This is a genomic window from Pseudoalteromonas sp. T1lg75 (genome assembly GCF_002964705.1).
Classification (GTDB): domain Bacteria; phylum Pseudomonadota; class Gammaproteobacteria; order Enterobacterales; family Alteromonadaceae; genus Pseudoalteromonas.
Genome location: NZ_PQCD01000042.1, coordinates 1 through 217 on the forward strand (window position 1 = coordinate 1; position 217 = coordinate 217).

Genomic DNA, 217 nt, shown 5'->3' on the forward strand with positions numbered 1-217 from the left:
CTTAACAGTCTCACACCATTTTGGTGTTGTATGGTTAAGCCTCACGGGTAATTAGTACAGGTTAGCTTAACGCCTCACAGCGCTTCCACACCCTGCCTATCAACGTTGTAGTCTTCAACGGCCCTTCAGTGGAGTTAAACTCCAAGTGAGAACTCATCTCGAGGCTCGCTTCCCGCTTAGATGCTTTCAGCGGTTATCGATTCCGAACGTAGCTACC

At 48.8% G+C, this 217-nt stretch carries 1 rRNA gene; it reads right to left on the minus strand.

What is annotated here, in order from left to right:
• Positions 1-30: 30 nt before the first annotated feature.
• Positions 31-217 (minus strand): 23S ribosomal RNA (locus C2M36_RS10130); the annotation flags it as partial.